The sequence below is a fragment of the Nocardioides aestuarii genome (genome assembly GCF_039527245.1).
GTDB lineage: Bacteria > Actinomycetota > Actinomycetes > Propionibacteriales > Nocardioidaceae > Nocardioides > Nocardioides aestuarii.
Window position 1 is genome coordinate 218224 of record NZ_BAAAJT010000003.1, and the last position, 15178, is coordinate 233401.

The 15178-nt window shown below is 74.0% G+C and carries 18 protein-coding genes; 16 read left to right on the forward strand and 2 right to left on the reverse strand.

Going from position 1 to position 15178, the window contains the following annotated elements; genetic code table 11:
- The first annotated feature begins 17 nt into the window (after nucleotides 1-17).
- The 13 genes from ABD091_RS18585 to ABD091_RS18645 all read left to right on the forward strand — a co-directional run bounded on the left by ABD091_RS18585 (nucleotide 18) and on the right by ABD091_RS18645 (nucleotide 9802).
- Nucleotides 18-683 carry a TIGR04282 family arsenosugar biosynthesis glycosyltransferase gene (locus tag ABD091_RS18585; RefSeq protein ID WP_343921417.1) on the forward strand — a complete coding sequence of 222 codons (666 nt, stop codon included), beginning with the start codon at nucleotides 18-20 and terminating at the stop codon, nucleotides 681-683.
- A complete protein-coding gene (locus tag ABD091_RS18590) occupies nucleotides 680-1342 on the forward strand; it encodes a methyltransferase domain-containing protein (RefSeq protein WP_343921419.1) in 663 nt (220 codons plus the stop codon). Before ABD091_RS18585 ends, ABD091_RS18590 begins: the two co-directional genes overlap by 4 nt.
- Entirely contained in the window at nucleotides 1339-2478 is a 1140-nt protein-coding gene (locus tag ABD091_RS18595) for a molybdopterin-dependent oxidoreductase (RefSeq protein ID WP_343921421.1), read from the forward strand. The genes ABD091_RS18590 and ABD091_RS18595 overlap by 4 nt, the downstream gene beginning before the upstream one ends.
- Nucleotides 2475-2897, forward strand: coding sequence for a hypothetical protein (locus ABD091_RS18600; RefSeq protein ID WP_343921423.1), 423 nt, complete (start codon nucleotides 2475-2477; stop codon nucleotides 2895-2897). The genes ABD091_RS18595 and ABD091_RS18600 overlap by 4 nt, the downstream gene beginning before the upstream one ends.
- On the forward strand, nucleotides 2872-3564 hold the full coding sequence (locus ABD091_RS18605; protein ID WP_343921425.1) for a response regulator transcription factor: 693 nt from the start codon (nucleotides 2872-2874) through the stop codon (nucleotides 3562-3564). Before ABD091_RS18600 ends, ABD091_RS18605 begins: the two co-directional genes overlap by 26 nt.
- On the forward strand, nucleotides 3561-4709 hold the full coding sequence (locus ABD091_RS18610; protein ID WP_343921427.1) for a sensor histidine kinase: 1149 nt from the start codon (nucleotides 3561-3563) through the stop codon (nucleotides 4707-4709). The genes ABD091_RS18605 and ABD091_RS18610 overlap by 4 nt, the downstream gene beginning before the upstream one ends.
- Before the next feature lie 150 nt (nucleotides 4710-4859).
- Nucleotides 4860-5912: a recombinase RecA gene (recA, locus tag ABD091_RS18615; RefSeq protein ID WP_343921429.1), complete on the forward strand. Its 1053-nt coding sequence runs from the start codon at nucleotides 4860-4862 to the stop codon at nucleotides 5910-5912.
- Nucleotides 5913-5946: 34 nt separating this feature from the next.
- Nucleotides 5947-6609, forward strand: coding sequence for a regulatory protein RecX (locus ABD091_RS18620; RefSeq protein ID WP_343921431.1), 663 nt, complete (start codon nucleotides 5947-5949; stop codon nucleotides 6607-6609).
- Nucleotides 6610-6659: 50 nt separating this feature from the next.
- Entirely contained in the window at nucleotides 6660-7082 is a 423-nt protein-coding gene (locus ABD091_RS18625; protein ID WP_343921433.1) for a hypothetical protein, read from the forward strand.
- A gap of 41 nt (nucleotides 7083-7123) precedes the next feature.
- The gene (locus ABD091_RS18630) at nucleotides 7124-7795 is read left to right on the forward strand and encodes a GNAT family N-acetyltransferase (protein ID WP_343921435.1); all 672 of its coding nucleotides are present in this window, start codon (nucleotides 7124-7126) and stop codon (nucleotides 7793-7795) included.
- A 23-nt stretch (nucleotides 7796-7818) separates the two neighbouring features.
- Nucleotides 7819-8664 (forward strand): polyphosphate kinase 2 family protein, encoded by an 846-nt coding sequence (locus tag ABD091_RS18635; protein WP_343921839.1) that lies wholly within the window; start codon nucleotides 7819-7821, stop codon nucleotides 8662-8664.
- Nucleotides 8661-9425, forward strand: a complete 765-nt coding sequence (locus tag ABD091_RS18640; RefSeq protein WP_343921437.1) for a HipA family kinase — start codon at nucleotides 8661-8663, stop codon at nucleotides 9423-9425. The genes ABD091_RS18635 and ABD091_RS18640 overlap by 4 nt, the downstream gene beginning before the upstream one ends.
- Nucleotides 9401-9802, forward strand: a complete 402-nt coding sequence (locus tag ABD091_RS18645; protein ID WP_343921439.1) for a DUF3037 domain-containing protein — start codon at nucleotides 9401-9403, stop codon at nucleotides 9800-9802. Before ABD091_RS18640 ends, ABD091_RS18645 begins: the two co-directional genes overlap by 25 nt.
- Nucleotides 9803-9864: 62 nt before the next feature.
- Here the strand turns inward: ABD091_RS18645 and ABD091_RS18650 are convergent, their stop codons facing one another.
- A complete protein-coding gene (locus ABD091_RS18650; protein WP_343921441.1) occupies nucleotides 9865-11820 on the reverse strand; it encodes a CocE/NonD family hydrolase in 1956 nt (651 codons plus the stop codon).
- Nucleotides 11817-12887 carry a P1 family peptidase gene (locus ABD091_RS18655; protein ID WP_343921443.1) on the reverse strand — a complete coding sequence of 357 codons (1071 nt, stop codon included), beginning with the start codon at nucleotides 12885-12887 and terminating at the stop codon, nucleotides 11817-11819. Before ABD091_RS18655 ends, ABD091_RS18650 begins: the two co-directional genes overlap by 4 nt.
- 38 nt (nucleotides 12888-12925) lie before the next feature.
- On the opposite strand from ABD091_RS18655, the gene ABD091_RS18660 reads away from it, so the two are divergent.
- The 3 genes from ABD091_RS18660 (at nucleotide 12926) to ABD091_RS18670 (ending at nucleotide 15150) form a co-directional block, all read left to right on the forward strand.
- Complete coding sequence (locus ABD091_RS18660) at nucleotides 12926-13996, forward strand: histone deacetylase family protein (protein ID WP_343921445.1); 1071 nt, start codon at nucleotides 12926-12928, stop codon at nucleotides 13994-13996.
- 101 nt (nucleotides 13997-14097) lie between these two features.
- A complete protein-coding gene (locus ABD091_RS18665) occupies nucleotides 14098-14406 on the forward strand; it encodes an MTH1187 family thiamine-binding protein (protein ID WP_343921447.1) in 309 nt (102 codons plus the stop codon).
- A gap of 72 nt (nucleotides 14407-14478) precedes the next feature.
- Nucleotides 14479-15150 carry a hypothetical protein gene (locus ABD091_RS18670; protein WP_343921449.1) on the forward strand — a complete coding sequence of 224 codons (672 nt, stop codon included), beginning with the start codon at nucleotides 14479-14481 and terminating at the stop codon, nucleotides 15148-15150.
- Nucleotides 15151-15178 lie beyond the last annotated feature (28 nt).

The following is a 15178-nucleotide window of genomic DNA, read 5'->3' on the forward strand; positions in this document are numbered from 1 at the left end:
GCGAACAATCGCGCGCAGTGAGGGCGTACGCCGAGCGGGTGCGGTTGCTCGTCGTCGCGAAGGCGCCCCACCCCGGCCGGGCGAAGACCCGGCTCGCGGCCACGGTGGGGGACGCGGTGGCCGCCGACCTCGCCGCAGCGGCGCTGCTCGACACGCTGCGGGCGTGCGCGGACGCCGTGGGGGCCGACCGGTGCGTGCTGGCCCTGGCCGACGACCTCGCCGGGTGCGCCCGCGAGCCCGACCTGCGACACGCACTGGTCGGCTGGACGGTCGTGCCCCAGCGCGGCGCCGGGTTCGCCGAGCGGCTCGCGGCGGCCCACGTCGACGCCGGCCCCGGCCCGGTCGTGCAGGTGGGCATGGACACCCCGCAGCTCACCCCGGCCCTGCTGCTCGAGGTGGCCGCGGGGCTCGACGAGCACGACGCGGTGCTCGGGGCGGCCCCCGACGGAGGGTGGTGGGTCCTGGCGCTGCGCGACCCGGCCGCCGCCGCGGCGCTGCGCGGCGTACGCATGTCGACGGAGTCGACGGGCCGGGACACCCGTCGGGCCCTGGAGGCGGGCGGGTCGTCGGTGGCCGAAGGCCCGTCGCTGACCGACGTCGACACGGCCGCGGACGCCGACCTCGTCGTCGGTGGGTGTGCGGCCGGAGAGTTCGGCCGGGCGTGGCGGGCGGTGCCGCGATGAGCACCCGCCACGACGGCCTTCCCTTCACCGAGGTGTTCTCCCGTGCGCTCCAGGGACTGCCCTGCCACGTGCTCGACCTCGGTGCCGACGGCCCGGTCGGCGTGCCACGACTGCTTCCCGTCGCCGACTGGACCCGGCGCGCCGACCACCACGACGACGCCCTCCTGGCGCTCTGCGACGGTCCCACGCTCGACATCGGCTGCGGCCCGGGCCGGCTCGTGGAGCGACTGGTCGCGCTGGGCCACGTCGCCCTCGGCATCGACGTCGTGCCCGAGGCCGTCGCCCAGACCGTACGCCGCGGCGCCGCCGCGCTGCACCGCAACGTGTTCGACGCGCTCCCCGGCGAGGGGCGCTGGGGCACGGCGCTCCTGGCCGACGGCAACATCGGGATCGGCGGCGACCCGGTCGCCCTGCTGTCCCGGGTCCGCCAGCTGCTGGACCCGCGTGGTCGCGTGGTGGTCGAGCTCGGCGCGCCGGGCACCGGGCTGAGCCGGACCCGCGCGGTGATCTCCTGCGACGGTGTCCGGAGCCGGCCCTTCGAGTGGGCGGTCGTCGGCATGGACGCCGCCCCCTGCCTCGCCGCCGAGGTCGGGCTGCAGGTGAGCGCCACGCACACGACCGGCGAGCGCTTCTACGCCGTCCTCGAGGAGGCGGCGTGACCACGCTCAGGGTCCCCGAGACCCGCGACTTCAGCAGTCGGCTCCGCAGCCCCGCCGTGACGAGCCGGATCGGCATCGCCCTCGGCATCAGCTTCGGGGTCTGCTTCGTGACCGGGCTGTTCAGCCACTACGCCCAGCTGCCCGACCCGGTCGTGCCGGTGCCGACGGCTCCCGCCTGGGGCTACCGGGTGACCCAGGGCGTCCACGTCCTCAGCGGGACGGCCGCCGTGCCGCTGCTGCTGGTCAAGCTCTGGACTGTCTTCCCGCGACTCTTCCTCCGGCCGCCGCGTCCGTCCCGGGAGCTGCTCGTCCACCTCGCCGAGCGGGCGTCCATCGCTGCCCTCGTCGCCTCCTCGGTGTTCCTGCTCGCGACCGGGCTGGTCAACATCACCGCCTGGTACCCGTGGGACTTCTCCTTCCGGACCACCCACTACGCCGTGGCGTGGATCGCGATCGGCTCGCTCGCGGTCCACGTCGCCGTGAAGCTCCCCGTCGTCCGGGAGGCGCTGCCGCGCGACGTCGACGACGACGGTCCTCCGGCAGGGGGCGGCCTGACCCGCCGCGGGCTGGTCCGGGCGACGTGGGGTGCCGCCGGCGTGGCGCTGCTCGCGACGGCCGGCAACAGCGTCGGCTGGCTGCGGTCGGTCTCGGTGCTGTCGGTCCGCTCGGGCGACGGCCCGCAGGGGCTGCCGGTGACCAGGACCGCACGGGCGGCCGGCGTCGCGGCCGCGGCCACGAGCGCGGCGTACGCCCTGGAGGTCAGCCACGGCGGCCGCACGAGCGCGTTCACGCTGGAGGACCTGCTCTCCATGCCGCAGCGGACGGAGACGCTGCCGATCGCCTGTGTCGAGGGCTGGAGCGAGAGCGCGAGCTGGGGCGGCGTCCGGCTGCGCGACGTCCTCGACGCGGCCGGGGTGCCGCGCGGGACGACGGTGTCGGTGGAGTCGCTGGAGGAGCGGGGCGCCTTCCGGCGCTCGACGCTGCCGGCGAGCTATGCCGACGACGACCGCACGCTCGTCGCGCTCGTGCTGGGCGGCGAGCCGCTCTCCATCGACCACGGCTTCCCGGCACGGCTGATCGCGCCGAACCGGCCCGGCGTGAAGCAGACCAAGTGGCTGGGGAGGATCTCCGCATGAGGGCGACGCGAGGAGTGGTTGGTGCCGTCGGCGTCGTCGTCGGCCTGTACGGCGCGTGGCTGCTGCTGTCGCGGACCGACACCGACCAGCTCGTCTCCGCGGTGCTCTGGCTGGGCGGGGGCGTCGTGCTCCACGACGCGGTGCTCGCACCGGTGGTCGTGGTGGCCGGCGTGGTGGCCGCCCGGGCGCTGCCGGGGACGGTCCGCGCATCCCTCGCCGTGGTGGCGGTCGTGCTCGGCAGCCTCACCCTGCTCTCGCTGCCGGTCCTGTTCGGCCGCGAGCCGGCGAACCCGACCCTGCTCGACCGCGACTACACGACGGGCTGGCTGCTGGTCGCGTCGATCGTCGTGGTGGTGGTCGCGTGCGGCACGCTGGTGCTCGAGAGGAGGCGCCGTGGCGCGGGTCCTGGTGGTCGATGACGACCCGACCGTCCGTGAGGTGGTCGTGAGCTATCTCCGCGCGGGCGGTCACGAGGTGGTCGAGACGCCCGACGGTGAGACGGCGCTGGCCGAGGCCGACCGGCTCCCACCCGACCTCGTCGTCCTCGACCTGATGCTGCCCGGCATCGACGGCCTCGAGGTCTGCCGCCGGCTGCGCGCCGACGGCGGTCGGGTGCCGGTCATCATGCTGACCGCCCTCGGTTCCGAGACCGACCGCGTGGTCGGGCTCGAGCTGGGCGCCGACGACTACGTCACCAAGCCCTTCAGCCCCCGCGAGCTGGCGCTGCGCGTCGACGGCGTGCTGCGGCGTACGGCGGAGCCCGAGCCGGTCGCGACGGCGCCGCTCACCGACGGCGACCTGGTCGTCGACCCGGTGCGGCACGAGGCACTGCGCGACGGCGAGGTGCTGGCCCTCACCGGCCGCGAGTTCGATCTGCTCCGGTTCCTGCTCGCGCACCCCGGCCAGGCGTTCTCCCGCGAGGACCTGCTCCAGCAGGTCTGGGGGTGGTCCTTCGGTGACCAGTCGACCGTCACCGTCCACGTCCGCCGGTTGCGCGAGAAGGTGGAGGCCGACCCCAACCGGCCGCGGCGGCTGGTGACGGTCTGGGGCGTGGGCTACCGCTGGGAAGGGGAGGTGGTCGCGTGAGCGCCGACCAGTGGGCCGTCGTCGCGGTCGCCGCGGCGGCTGCCGTGGCCGTGGGGCTGGTGGGCCTCGGGCTCGCCTGGTTGCTGCGGCGCCGGTCGGTGCGGTGGCAGCTGACGCTGGTCGCCGTCGTGGCGGCCGCCTCGGTGCTGCTCGGCGTCGTGGCCGCGGCGCAGCTGATGTTCATCTCGACCCACGACTGGCACGTCGTGACGCTGGTCGCGGTCGTGTCCGGTGTCGTGTCCGTCGGGGTGGCCCTGGCGCTCGGTGCCGCGGTGTCGCACTGGTGGTCGGCGCTGCACGAGGACGCGCGTGCCCTCGGCGGCCGTGAACCGGTGGCGGCGAGGGTGCGCGGCCCGGCGGAGGTCCGGGCCCTCTCGGAGGAGCTGGCGTCGACGAGCCGCCGGCTCGAGGAGTCGCGCGCCCGCGAGGCGCGGCTGGAGGACTCCCGTCGCGAGCTGATCTCCTGGGTCTCGCACGACCTGCGCACCCCGCTCGCCGGGATGCGCGCGATGACCGAGGCCCTCGAGGACGGGATGGCGCCCGACCCGGAGCGCTACCGCACCCAGATCAGGCGCGAGGTCGACCGGATGGTGCGGATGGTCGACGACCTCTTCGAGCTGAGCCGGATCCACGCCGGCGTCCTCCGCGTCGAGCCCGAGACGGTCGTCGTCGGCGACCTGGTGAGCGAGGCGATCGCGGGAGCCGACCCCGTGGCCCGGTCCCGGAGCGTGCGGCTCGGCGGCTCGGTCGAGGAGGGGCTGGCGGTCGCCGGTGACCCAGCCGGGCTCTCCCGGGTGGTCGCCAACCTGCTGATGAACGCCATCCGCCACACCCCCGCCGACGGCGTCGTCGAGGTCCACGGGCGCAGCCTCGCCGACTGGGTCGAGCTCAGCGTCACCGACGGGTGCGGCGGCCTCGACCCGGCCGACATGGAGCGGGTCTTCGACGTCGCCTGGCAGGGGGAGCGGGCGCGTACGCCGGACCCCGGTGCCGCCGGGGAGCTCCGCGGCGCCGGTCTCGGGCTGGCCATCGTGCGCGGCATCGTGGAGGCCCACCAGGGGGTCGTGGACGTCGAGAACGTGCCGACGGGGGCGCCGGTGGGGTGCCGGTTCCTGGTGCGGCTGCCGCTCGGTCTCGAGACCTGACGCGACACGCGGGGCGGCGCTCGACGCGATCGAACAGTTGTTCGGCTAGCGTGTTCTCCACAGGTGCGACGCGGACGCCCCCGGCTTGTCGGCGGATCCGTCTAGCGTCGAAGGCGCACCGACCCGACACGACACAGGAAGGCCCCACACATGGCTGGTGGAGACCGCGAGAAGGCGCTGGACGTCGCCCTCGCCAACATCGAGAAGCAGTTCGGCAAGGGCTCGGTCATGCGACTGGGCGACGAGACGCGGGCTCCGCTGGAGGTGATCCCGACCGGCTCGATCGCGCTCGACGTGGCGCTCGGCCTCGGCGGGCTGCCCCGGGGCCGGGTCGTGGAGATCTACGGTCCCGAGTCCAGCGGCAAGACGACGGTCGCGCTCCACGCGGTCGCCAGCGCCCAGCGCGCCGGGGGCATCGTCGCGTTCATCGACGCCGAGCACGCGCTCGACCCCGACTACGCCAAGGCGCTGGGCGTCGACACCGACGCGCTGCTGGTCAGCCAGCCCGACAGCGGTGAGCAGGCGCTCGAGATCGCCGACATGCTGGTGCGCTCCGGCGCGCTCTCGCTCATCGTCATCGACTCGGTCGCCGCCCTGGTGCCGCGGGCCGAGATCGAGGGCGAGATGGGCGACAGCCACGTCGGCCTCCAGGCCCGCCTGATGAGCCAGGCGCTGCGCAAGATGACCGGTGCGCTCAACGGCTCCAACACGACCGCCATCTTCATCAACCAGCTGCGCGAGAAGATCGGCGTCATGTTCGGCTCGCCCGAGACCACCACCGGTGGCCGGGCGCTGAAGTTCTACTCCTCGGTGCGCCTCGACGTGCGACGGATCGAGACCCTCAAGGACGGCACCGACATGGTCGGCAACCGCACCCGGGTCAAGGTCGTGAAGAACAAGGTCGCCCCGCCGTTCAAGCAGGCCGAGTTCGACATCATGTACGGCAAGGGGATCAGCCGCGAGGGCGGCCTGATCGACGTCGGCGTCGAGGCGGGCCTGATCCGCAAGGCGGGCGCCTGGTACACCTACGAGGGCGACCAGCTCGGTCAGGGCAAGGAGAACTCGCGCAACTTCCTGCGCGACAACCCCGACCTCGCCAACGAGATCGAGAAGCTGATCCTCGAGAAGCTGGGCGTCACCCCGGCCGTCGACAAGCCGGCCGACGACCTGTCCGACGAGCCGATCGGCATCAATGACTTCTGACCGCCCAGCTCGCCCGGCCGGAGGTCGGGCGGGCGTGGGGGCGGGCAGGTCGAGCAAGCGCTCGCCCGAGCCTGCGAGGGCGAGACCGCGTGTCGAGACTGAGTCCTGGCGCGGTGACGTCGGGCTCGGTGTCGAGGCCTGGGGTGCGGCGGCTCCTCCGGACGACCCACCGGTCGATCCGGAGGTCGCCGGCCCCGACGCCGACCCCGAGTCGGTCGCCCGGACGATCCTGCTCGACCAGCTGACCGGTCGTGCCCGCTCCCGCAAGGAGCTGGCCGACAAGCTGGCCAGCAAGAACGTGCCGGGCGAGATCGCCTCCCGCCTCCTCGACCGGTTCGAGGAGGTCGGCCTGGTCGACGACGCGGCCTTCGCCCGCAGCTGGGTGGAGGGGCGCCACACCAGCCGGGGCCTCGCGCCGCGGGCGATCGCCCAGGAGCTGCGCCGCAAGGGCGTCGACGACGAGGTCGCCCGCGAGGCCCTCGACGAGCTCGGCAGCGAGGAGCAGCTCGAGACCGCTCGCCGCCTGGTGCGCAAGAAGCGGCGCAGCCTCGAGCGCTTCGACGAGCAGACCCGGACCCGGCGCCTGGTCGGGCTGCTCGCCCGCAAGGGCTATCCCGCCGGGCTGGCCTGGCAGGTCGTGCGCGAGGAGCTCGGCGAGTCCGACGATTCCCCTGACGCGCCGTTCGGGGATCTCTAGGCTCCACGGGCCATCTCGGGCGGCGACGGATCCGCCCGGTCCGGGAGAAGGTGGGCCGCGGCCTGCTGGGTGCCCTGGGTGGTGTCGTCGCCGGTGCCGTGCTCAGCCTGGTGGTCTGGGAGCTGGGGTTCATCGCCTCGATCACGAGCTTCGTGCTCGCCGCGGGAGCGGTCTACCTCTACGGCATGCTCGCCGGCGCCCCGCCGCGGCGCGGTCTGGTTCCGCTCGTGGCGATGATCGTGCTCGGAGTCGTCGCGACCTTCTTCCTGCTGGTCGGCTGGGACGCCGCGGCGGCCTACGACGAGATCGTCGGCGACACGGTCTCGCCGGGGATGACCAAGGGCGAGTTCGTCACCTCCTCGCTGACCGACAGCGAGGTGCTGGGCGCCTACGGCAAGGACATGGCGCTCTTCTTCGTCTTCGCCGCGCTCGGCAGGTGGACCACCCTCAAGGGCGTCATCAGCCAGCGCTGACGCGCCGGTCGCCCGCCGTCCGCGCCGCTAGGGTGCAGGCCATGGCGGTCCACCTCACGGTCTCCGACCGTGGCCACGAGCTCAGCGGTGTGGTCCGGCCGGGGGAGTCGTGGCGGGACGCGGCGCTCCGGACGACGGCGAGCCTCCACGTCGAGCCGACACCGCTGGACCTGTCGTGCGAGCCGATGCGGTTCGTGGTCGACCACGACCGGCGGGTGGCGCTGCGCGCGATGGTGCGCGGCGACCTGCCCGACGTGCTGCGCTGGCGGCGGGCCGACCACGTCCGGCGCTGGTGGGTGACGGCGGAGGAGCCGACCGAGGAGTCGGTCGCTGCGCACTACGGCCCCCGGATCGACGGGGTCGAGCCGACCCGGATGTGGGTCGTCGAGGTCAACGGCCGGAGTGCCGGCTTCGTGCAGGACCACCTCCTGGGCGACGGCTCGGTCGGAGTCGACTACGTCGTGGGGGAGGCCCACCTGGTCGGCCAGGGCGTGGGCACCACGATGCTCTGGGTCTGGCTGCGCAGCGCTCGCCGGCGCTACCGCGACGCGGTGACCTGCTTCGCCGCGCCCGACCACCGCAACGAGGCGAGCCTGCGGGTGCTCGACAAGGTCGGGTTCGAGCGCGGGACCTGGTTCGACGAGCCGCAGCACGACGGCACGGCCGCCACCCTCGTCGGCTGCTCGCTCGACCTCGCGCGCGTCGTCGGCTGAGCAGCGGCCGCGGGTCCGACATGATGGGCTCCATGAGCCTGCTCCGACTGCCGCCCGGCCCTGTCGACCTGACGACGATCCCCACCGACGCGACCCCGGACTTCGACGGCGACAAGGCGGACGGCAAGGAGGCGCTGGCCGAGCTCGGCGACGAGCTCTCCGACCTCCAGGAACGGCTGTTCGCCGAGGGCCGGTCCGGGTCCCACCGTCGGCTGCTCCTGGTCCTCCAGGGGATGGACACCTCCGGCAAGGGTGGGGTGCTGCGCCACACCGTGGGCCTGATCGACCCCCAGGGCGTCCGCATCCACAGCTTCAAGGCGCCCACCGAGGAGGAGAAGCAGCACCACTTCCTCTGGCGGGTCAAGCGCAAGCTCCCCGAGGCCGGCTACGTCGGGGTGTTCGACCGCTCCCACTACGAGGACGTCCTCATCGTGAGGGTGCACGACTGGGTCGACCCGCGCACGGTCGAGAGCCGCTACGAGCAGATCAACGAGTTCGAGAAGGAGCTGGCCGCCGACGGCACGGTCGTGCTCAAGTGCATGCTCCACATCAGTCCCGACACGCAGAAGGAGCGCTTGCTGGCGCGGCTCGACGACCCGACCAAGTACTGGAAGTTCAACCCGGGCGACATCGACGAGCGCGGACACTGGGGCGACTACCGCGCGGCGTACGAGACGATGCTCGAACGCACCAACACCGAGATCGCGCCCTGGCACGTCGTGCCCGCCGACCGGAAGTGGTATCGCAACCTCGCCGTCGGCCGGCTCCTCCGAGACGCCCTGCGCGGCATGAACCCGCAGTGGCCCACGGCCGACTTCGACATCGACGCCGAGAAGCAGCGGCTCGCCGACGAGGTGCCGCCGGCGTGATCGAGACCGTCGCCGTCACCCGCTACGTCCTTCCGTTGCGGGAGGGCGGGTCGCTCCCGGGGGTCGTCGAGGGAGAGGACCTCGGCACCTACGTCTGCAAGTTCCGCGGCGCCGGTCAGGGTGTGCGCGTCCTGGTCGCGGAGGTCGTCGTGGCGGGCCTGGCGCGACGACTCGGGCTGCGGACGCCGCGGCTGGTGCAGCTCGACCTCGACCCGGAGATCGCTCGCTACGAGGCGGACGAGGAGGTCCAGGACCTGCTGAAGGCCAGCACGGGGCCGAACCTCGGGATCGACTTCCTGCCCGGTGCCTTCGGCTACGACGGCACCCACCCCCCGCCGGCCGGCGAGGCTGCCTCCGTGCTGTGGCTCGACGCGTTCACCGCCAACGTCGACCGCAGCTGGCGCAACCCGAACCTGCTGGTCTGGCACGGCGACCTCTGGCTGATCGACCACGGCGCCTCGCTCTACTTCCACCACGGATGGTCCGGTGGCATCGGTGACCCCGCACGCTTCGCCGCCCAGCCGTGGGACGCCTCCGACCACGTCCTGCGCCGCCACGCGGGCGACCTGGCCGAGGTCGACGCGCGTGCCCGGGAGCAGCTCACCCCGGACGTCATGGTCGAGGTGCTCGCCGACGTGCCCGACGTGTGGCTCGAGCCGGTGCCCGGCGTCGAGTCGCCCGACGCCCTGCGCGCGGCGTACGTCGACTTCCTCACCGCGCGCCTCGGCTCGACCGCGTGGCTCCCCGGAGGTGGGTCGTGACCCGCCTGGCCTACCAGTACGTCGTGCTGCGGTGCGTGCCGCGGCCCGACCGCGAGGAGTTCCTCAACGTGGGCGTCGTCGTCTACTGCGAGGAGCAGGGCTTCCTCGACGTCGCCTGCCACGTCGACGAGGAGCGGCTGCGTGCCCTCGACCCGCGCGTCGACCTCGCTCAGGTCCACGCCGGCCTGGCCTTCGTCGGCGCGGTCTGCGCGGCCGATCCCGCGGCCGGCGACGCGGCCGAGGCGCCGCTGGGGCAGCGGTTCGGGTTCCTGCGTGCGCCGCGCAGCACGGTGATCCAGCCGGGCCCGGTGCACGGCGGCCTCACGACCGACCCGCCGCGCCAGCTCGAGCACCTGCTGGAGCGGCTCGTCGGCTGAGCATCCTGCGGTCGGCCGGTCTCGATCGGCGTGTCGCCGGCGGAAGGCAGGACGGTGCTCGTTCAGCTCGGGGGTGGGGCGGGGGAAGCGCCGGCGGACTGGCCCCCGAACGTCCGCGTCGTCGACCAGCGGTCGAGCTCCACGCCGTCACGCAGGGCGACGGTCTCGACGTGCGCCTCGACGCCGTCGGCGCTGACGCTGAGGTCGAGGTCGGCCCGGACCTCGCACGTGGCCTCCGGCCACGTGAGGCGGAAGACCGTGGTGGCCGTCGCGGTCTGGAGGAAGCTCACCCGGTCGACGGTCACCTCGCCGGCATAGCTCTCCAGCACCCGCCCGCCGTACGGCGCGTCGTACTCGGACTCGGTGAGGGTGGTGGCCGTCGTGCGTCGCCGCAGCACGTCGTCGGTCACCGACCACCGCACACCCTCGGCGGACTCGGTGGAGTGGGCGTCGCCGGGGGCGAGACCTGGGTCGGGCCAGGAGCCCTCCAGCACCGGCAGCTCGACCGAGGCGGCATGGATCGTGATCGAGACCGGCGCGGGCGGGGCGACGGTGTTGGGCCAGTCGGCCCCGGCAACGGAGACCCGCAGCCGCTGTCCTGGTGCCCAGGCATAGGCACAGGCGTCGAGCGGCACCTCGACGTCGTACTCGACGCCGGGCTCCAGCGGGGACGGGGTGCCGTGGACCGAGTCACGGAACGTGAGGTCGAGGGAGCCGCGCGAGACGAGGGCGGAGGTGCCGTCGGGGAACACGTCGCAGAGCTTCACCGAGACCGACGCAGCCGGTGCCGTCGCGGAGACCCGGAGTCGGGCGACCGGGTGTCCGACGACCGGCGCGCCCGGTGGCTCGTCGTCCCACGTGAGGGAGCGCACGTCGTCGGTGCGCTGGTCGGTCGAGAGGCCCCACGGGAGGTGGCCGGCGCAGTCGATCCACGCGGTGGTGCCCACCGACGGGTCGACGGCGAGCGAGCGTGGCGCGGCGAGGTGGAGCAGGACCGGCGTCGTGGGCGGCACGCTCGGCAGCCGCAGCCACGTCCCCTCGTGGAGGTCCAGGTCGGGCTCGGGTCGCGTTGAGGAGCGCACGAAGACCTCGCAGCGGTCCTCGTGGTCGCCGCGTCGGCGCAGGTGGGTGTCGAACCACGCCGCCATCTCGGTCTCGAGGTCGACGCGCGGCCCTGGCATGGCGGTGGTCGCGTCGGCGTGCGCCCACGGTCCGGCAAGCAGCCGGTGGGGGACGCCCGCGCGGGCCAGCTCCTTGACCGTGCGGAAGGAGTTGTTGCGATAGCCGTCGGCCCAGCCGGCGACGATCATGACCGGGCACTCGATCCGCTCGTAGCCGCGGGTGGTGCCGTCGAGGCGGACCGAGCCGTGGTTCCAGTAGTCGCCGTGGACCGACTCCTCGAGCCAGCGGAACAGCCAGGGCTGCGGGTCCGCGAGCCGCCGGGTCCACTCCTGCTCCCAGCCCTCGCCCCACACGGCGGGGACGGGAGGGAGCAGGTTCATGGGGGTCATGTAGTGGCAGTAGTCGACGAGGTCGATGAACCGCAGCGCACCGCCGCGCCAGTGGACGTCGTCGGTCCAGCGGTCGTCGGTCGCGTAGATCGCACAGATCGCCTTCAGCGCCGGCGGCCGCTCGCAGGCCAGCTGGAGCGAGTTGAAGCCGGAGTAGGACGTCCCGAACATCCCGACCTCGCCGTCGCACCACTCCTGGTCGGCCAGCCAGGCGATGACGGCCTGCAGGTCGCGCTGCTCCTCGGGCGGGTACTCGTCGGTGGCATCTCCGGGGGACGAACCGGTGCCCCGCAGGTCGACCCGGCACACGGCGTAGCCGTGCCGGTCGCGGAGTCCCTCATAGCTCTCGGCGTAGGAGGAGGTGAGGTCGTCCTTGCGGTAGGGCAGCGCCTCCAGCAGGCACGGCTGCGGTCCGGCGGCCGGGTCGGGCAGCCAGAGCGTCGCCGCGAGCTCGATCCCGTCGCCGGGGACCCGGACCTCGACCACGGAGCCGACCGCGCCGCTCACGACAGCCCCAGGACGTCGAGCACCGCGGGGGAGTGGATCGACTCGCTGCGGTGGCCGTCGCGGCCCACCGTGTCCACCGCCCCGAACATGGAGTTCAGCACCGCCTCCTCGGCGGCTTCGACCGTGGCCGCGAAGAGCGGGTCGAGCGCCCGCCCGGACGCGAGGTCCGTCCGGTCGTGGCGACCGTCGCGGTCCAGCCGCATGCCGGTGCCGATCCCGAGGAAGATCTCACCGCTGCCGTGGTGGGCCACCGACCCGGCGCGGGCGAGGCCCAGCCCGATCCGCCGGGCCAGGCGCGAGCAGGCCGCACCGTCCACGGGCGCATCGGTCACCACGACGCCGATGCAGGAGCCCTGCGGTGCGTTGGGTCCCGACGAGGGCGTGCCCAGGAGCCGCCCGAGGGGCGTGCCCGCCACCACCGCCTCGGCCCGGACCCCGAAGTTCGTCAGCAGCAGCACCGCGACGGTGTGGCCGTCGGGAGTCACGCGCGAGGCGGTTCCGATGCCGCCCTTGAAGTCGAAGCAGGACATGCCGGTGCCGGCGCCGACCCCGCCCTCCTCCGGCGGATCGGACGTCCCGCGCGAGGCCAGCGCGGCGGCGTACGACGCCCGGACGTCGTCGGCGGTCACCTGCATCCGCCGGCAGTCGTTGAGGAAGGAGTCGTCGCACTCGGCGACGACCGGGATCACGACGTCGTCGGCGACCTCGGGGTGCTGCTCCAGGGCGATCTCGCACGCCGCGTCGTAGACGCGGCCGAGCTGCATGGTCGAGGTCAGGTAGACCGGCGTCTCGGTGGCGCCCCACTCGCCGGCGGCGAGGAAGCCGGTGCACTCGCCGGCGCCGTTGAGCACGGCGCCGCCCGCGGGCAGCGGTCGGCGGTAGGCGTCCTCGGCGAGGACCAGGGTGGTCACACCGGTCCGCGCGGTGCCGCGGCCCTCGGGCGGGGCCGGCTCGTCGCGGTGGACGGTGGCGTGGCCGAGGCCGACGCCGGCGACGTCGAGCACCGAGTTGGTGGGGCCGGTGGGGAGGGTGCCGATGACGACACCGAGGTCACGCACACGGGGCATGGGGGCATCCTGCCCGACTTCGGTGGGATGCTGCGCGGATGCCGATCACCCCCGTCGTCTGGTCGCCCGACACCCGCCGCCACGAGCCGCGCCACGAGGTGTGGGTCGGCGTCCCCACGCCCGGGACCGAGGTCGCCGCCCGCGTCGACGCGATCCTCGACGCCGTCGGTCCGGGCCGCGAGCTCGTCGAGGCCGACCCGTACGCCGCCGAGGCGCTGCACGCCGTCCACGACCGGGGGCTCGTCGAGTTCCTCCGGACGGCCGCCGCGCGCTGGGCGGACGGCCCCTACGAGGAGCTGGTCGGACAGTCGCGCGTGGTGCCCTACGTCTTCCCGACCCCTGCCCTGCTCTCGGGGATGCCGCCCACGCCGCCGACCGCGCTCCACGGGCTCGCCGGGCAGTTCGGCTACGACACGATGACGTTGGTCGGGCCGGGGACCTGGGAGGCAGCCCTGGCGGCGGCCGGCTGTGCCCTGACCGCCGCGCGGCTGGTCGCCGACGGCGCGCCCACGGCGTACGCGCTCTCGCGGCCGCCGGGCCACCACGCGACGCCGACCGGCTACGGCGGCTCGTGCTACGTCAACAACGCCGCGCTCGCCGCGCAGTCGCTGCGCGACGCCGGCCACGCCCGGGTCGCGGTCGTCGATGTCGACGCCCACCACGGCAACGGCACGCAGGCGATCTTCTGGGAGCGCGCCGACGTCCGCTACGGCTCGCTCCACGTCGATCCGGCCGCGGGGTGGTTCCCCCACGTCTTCGGCCACGCCGGCGAGACCGGGGACGGCGACGGCGCGGGAGCCACCCGCAACCTCCCGCTCGCGGAGGGCACCGGGGACGCCGCCTGGCTCGAGGCCGTCCACGCGCTGGCCGAGTGGGTCGCCGACTGCGACGCGCTGGTCGTCTCGCTCGGGGTCGACGCCGCCGCCGACGACCCGGAGAGCCCGCTCGAGGTGACGGCCGCCGGCTACCACCGGGCCGGGCGCATCCTCGGCGGCCTCGGCCTGCCCTCGGTCCTCGTCCAGGAGGGCGGCTACCACCTGCCCAGCCTCGGCGGGCTGGTCACCGCCTACCTCGAGGGCCACGAGGCAGGTCGAGTCGTGGGTGTGTGACCGCCGAGTCGCGGATCTGTGCGGGTTCGGCGGTCACGTCTGCGCGACTCGCGTGTCACAACTCCACGACTCGGCCTCGGGGCGCGGTCTACGGTCGGGGCATGATCGCCGCCTTCTCCATCAGCCCGACCGGGTCCGACGAGACCGGGAGCGTCAGCGAGGCCGTCGCCCGCGCCGTGCGCGTGGTCCGCGAGTCGGGCCTGCCGTGCGAGACCAACTCGATGTTCACCAACGTCGAGGGGGAGTGGGACGAGGTGATGGCGGTCGTGAAGGCCGCCGTCGACGCGGTGGCCGAGGTGTCGCCGCGGGTGGGTCTGGTCCTCAAGGCCGACATCCGTCCCGGCTACGACGGCCAGCTGACCGCGAAGGTCGAGCGGATCGAGAGCGCACTCGCCGGCCAGGACGGCTGATCCCGACGGGTCACCCCGGCTGAGTACGCCGACGCAGGCGGACGCCCGACGGTCGGGAGGACCCTCGTGGGCATGACCAGGGGAACCCGCGCCCGCTACGTCGTCGGCACCGTGCTCGGCGTCCTGACCCTCGGCGCGATCGTGATCTGCATCGGAGCGGTGTGGGGCCTGTCGCTCGAGTACGCCTACGGGCTGGATCTGCTCCCGGGCGCGGTGGCGATCCCCGCGCTGCTGGGCGCCATCACGGTGCAGGTCTGGCCCGGGCTCTCCCGGCGCACGATGCTCGTCGCACCGGTGACCCTCGCGGTGCTGCTGGTCGGCGCGGGGCTGGCGGCGAACTGGATCGGCCTCGAGCAGCGGGACGCGCGGGCGGCCGCGGCCAGCGAGCGCATCGGCTGCGGCGGGGACATGGCCATGGACCCGCGGATCGACGAGGTCCTCGCCGGGCTTCCGCGTCCCACCCACCTCTACGGCCCGCTCGAGGCGAGCCGAGAGTCGTGCGGCGTCGGTGTCGAGGGTGGCGCCGAGGGGTTCGCCGCCTGGTCCGACGTGCTCCGCGACCTCGACGGCTACGACGTGGTCCACGACGAACCGCGACTGCTCGCCGTACGCCGCGACGACGGCATCACCCTCGTGCTCCGCCGCGGCGCCGTGCCGGTCCTGACGGTCAGCACCGCGGAGGGAACCGACCTGGGGCACAATTCCGGCGAGTTCGTCTCGGGCACCAACCGATCCCACGGCTGAGTGCGTGTTCCCGGGTGAGAGCCCGAGG

Excerpts from the sequence above, each read along its gene's own strand:
- ABD091_RS18635 (WP_343921839.1), top strand. The coding sequence starts at position 7,819 with ATGGGCTCCATGAGCCTGCTCCGACTGCCGCCCGGCCCTGTCGACCTG.
- ABD091_RS18590 (WP_343921419.1), top strand. The coding sequence starts at position 680 with ATGAGCACCCGCCACGACGGCCTTCCCTTCACCGAGGTGTTCTCCCGT.
- ABD091_RS18655 (WP_343921443.1), bottom strand. The coding sequence starts at position 12,887 with ATGCCCCGTGTGCGTGACCTCGGTGTCGTCATCGGCACCCTCCCCACC.
- ABD091_RS18670 (WP_343921449.1), top strand. The coding sequence starts at position 14,479 with ATGACCAGGGGAACCCGCGCCCGCTACGTCGTCGGCACCGTGCTCGGC.
- ABD091_RS18665 (WP_343921447.1), top strand. The coding sequence starts at position 14,098 with ATGATCGCCGCCTTCTCCATCAGCCCGACCGGGTCCGACGAGACCGGG.
- recA (WP_343921429.1), top strand. The coding sequence starts at position 4,860 with ATGGCTGGTGGAGACCGCGAGAAGGCGCTGGACGTCGCCCTCGCCAAC.
- ABD091_RS18600 (WP_343921423.1), top strand. The coding sequence starts at position 2,475 with ATGAGGGCGACGCGAGGAGTGGTTGGTGCCGTCGGCGTCGTCGTCGGC.
- ABD091_RS18660 (WP_343921445.1), top strand. The coding sequence starts at position 12,926 with ATGCCGATCACCCCCGTCGTCTGGTCGCCCGACACCCGCCGCCACGAG.
- ABD091_RS18630 (WP_343921435.1), top strand. The coding sequence starts at position 7,124 with ATGGCGGTCCACCTCACGGTCTCCGACCGTGGCCACGAGCTCAGCGGT.